We start from the raw sequence: 2,696 nt of genomic DNA on the forward strand, positions 1-2,696 counted from the left end.
GGCAGGGATGGTCAAGCCACCGCTTCCGTCAATACCGGACCTACAACTGTGAGAAGGAATGTTCCCGCCCGTGGATGCGTACGCCTCGGTCGGCGGGTCTTTCTCGTCGTATAACCAAAAATAAATAATCCAAAAAGAGCGTGCAATAGGTCGCATTTTGGGCAAAAATTATACATTAACGGTATGATGCAGTCGAATTGTTATCGCCGTATTTTTGTACTTGGTTCTGGTTTCAGCAAGTCCTTCTCGCCGCAGATGCCTACGCTCCGCGACTTGAACGAGCTTATCCCTTTTGGAATCCCGGACGAGTTCCCGCATTTTCGCGATTACTGCAAGCGTTTTTTGACGCTTTGCAATGGCGATAGCGATTACCTTGGCATTGAGCCTTTGGCGACGTCCATTCTCTCGGCGCAGATTTTTCCGGGCGAGCGCGAACGCCTTTACCATGCATCGCTTCGCTTTGAACTGTTGCGCTTTATCGCAAGCGTCATCCGTCGCGATAACGATGTGCTTGACGAATCTGCAGCTGCGATTCTCAAGAAATTTTTGGTGTCTTGCGAAAACGATTCAGCGTCAGGTTCTCGCGAGACGCTGTTGCTTTCGTTCAATTACGACACGCTTATTGAAACTGCAATTGCCAAGGATAAGGAACTTAGCGAACAAGTTTCCGTGGATTACGGTGTTAAAATTGACCCTGCTGACCGCTCGGCAAAACGCGGTAAATCCAACCGCACTATAGACCTTATCAAACTGCACGGCTCGCTCAACTGGTTCCCCGTCAAGGGCGCAAGCGACGAACTCGATTTGAAAAACGTCTGTGAAGTCGAACCGCAAGACCGCAGTTTCCCCATCTACTGTGAAGACACGCCAATCTTCATTCCGATGGCGCATGCCAAGGAATCTTTCTTGCGCGGGAGCCTTTTCAACTTGCTTTGGTCCAAGGCCGATTACTATCTGAAAAATGCCGAAGAGATTTACTTTATCGGTTACGGTTTCCCGAAGACGGACATCAACAATCTGGAGTTCCTGTTGCGCCACCGTGACCGCTTCAAGAAGGTGGTCGTCTTTGAACACGATGGCAGCCATGACCTGCAACGCTTGCAGAAACTGCTCGGCGAAAGTCTCGTTGAGTCCTGCGATGCTAAGGAATTTTTAGAGAAACTTTAAATTGCCATAATAAAGTAAATGAAAAAGAGTTTGTTGATTAAATTGATTCAACCTAAGATGTACCGTCGTCCGATGGATACGGATATCAAGTTGCACATGGCGCCTCCTCTAGGTTTGCTTACGATTGTAAATCTTGTTCGAAAAGAACACCAAGTGCAATTAGAAAATGAGAATATTCAACAAATTCATTATGACGATACGCCTGATATTGTCGGGATTTCGGTCACGGTTGACACTTTGCCGCGGGCAATCGAGATTTCTCGGCGTTTTCGTGAAAAAGGCTGTATCGTTGTTGCCGGAGGGATTCATATAACTACAGCTTATGATACCATTCCGGAAAATGTTTTTGATGTACTTTGTATCGGAGCTGCTGAGGGAACGTGGCCGCAGATTATCAAGGATTTTCAGGAAAATAATTTAAAGCCAGTCTATCGTTGCCAAAAGGCGCTCGAAGGGAATCAAATCGTTTCGCCAGCATACGATTTTCTAAAAAAAGGTGAATATTTGTATTGCCATGTTGTGCATACGAGCCGTGGTTGCCCCTTCCGTTGTGATTTTTGTTATAACAGCGCAAAAGCGCATCAATATGTAAATCGCAATATCGAAGATGTTCTGGCTGATATCAAAGCGGTTCGTTCAAGGCATATCATGTTTATCGATGATAATTTTGCGGGAAACCCGAAATGGACGAAACGGTTTCTTAAAGAAATCATGCCTTTGCATTTAAAATGGAGAGCAGCGGTATCCATCAACACCGCCTTTGACGAAGAAATGCTTGACTTGATGAAAGAATCGGGGTGCCAAAGTTTATTTATCGGTTTTGAAAGCATCAATCCAGAATCTGTACGTGGTGTTCATAAAGTGCAGAACCATACGCAGGAATACGAAAAGGCGATTAGGGCGATTCATGAAAAAGGAATAATGATTAATGCAAGTTTTGTATTCGGGCTAGACGGAGATTCTCCCGAAACGTTTAGAACAACGCTTGACTGGATTGTGAAAAATAAAATTGAAACGGTTACGTCGCACATTCTGACTCCTTATCCTGGGACGGCTCTCTATGACAGGATGAAAGCTGAAGGAAGAATTTTGACTGAAGACCTCTCGCTTTACAATACCGCTCATGTGGTTTATCAACCGAAAGGAATGACTAAACAGGAACTGTATCAAGGTTATCTTTGGATATACAAGCAAATATATAGCCTGAAAAATATAATACGTCGGTGTCCAGAATCGAAAAGTGTAAGAGCTTCTTATTTTACGTTTAATTTTCTTTATCGTAAATATGGAAAATTTACAGATAAACTCTGCCGTGCGCTGTCATATGAAAAGATTGGATCAATTGCTGAGAGAATAGCAAAATCCATTTAAAAAACTCAGCGGTTTTTAAAATTCCGGCGCCTTGAAATGCCCGTAGAGTTCGCGGCCGTCGAATACCCAGACGACAGCTTTTTTGCCTTCTAGGAACTTGGATTTGCCTTTGAACATTTGCGGGCCGATGTTGCCGCCGCCGACTTTGCCGATGGTGA

Annotated in this window: 2 protein-coding genes; both read left to right on the top strand. The window is 44.5% G+C overall.

Going from position 1 to position 2,696, the window contains the following annotated elements; all coding sequences use genetic code 11:
* Positions 1-183: 183 nt before the first annotated feature.
* Complete coding sequence (locus IKG78_RS14200; RefSeq protein ID WP_290944645.1) at positions 184-1,167, top strand: SIR2 family protein; 984 nt, start codon at positions 184-186, stop codon at positions 1,165-1,167.
* Positions 1,168-1,197: 30 nt separating this feature from the next.
* The gene (locus IKG78_RS14205; RefSeq protein ID WP_366075517.1) at positions 1,198-2,538 is read left to right on the top strand and encodes a radical SAM protein; all 1,341 of its coding nucleotides are present in this window, start codon (positions 1,198-1,200) and stop codon (positions 2,536-2,538) included.
* The last annotated feature ends 158 nt before the right edge of the window (positions 2,539-2,696 follow it).

The sequence above is a fragment of the Fibrobacter sp. genome (genome assembly GCF_017545445.1).
GTDB lineage: Bacteria > Fibrobacterota > Fibrobacteria > Fibrobacterales > Fibrobacteraceae > Fibrobacter.

Excerpts from the sequence above, each read along its gene's own strand:
- IKG78_RS14200 (WP_290944645.1), top strand. The coding sequence starts at position 184 with ATGATGCAGTCGAATTGTTATCGCCGTATTTTTGTACTTGGTTCTGGT.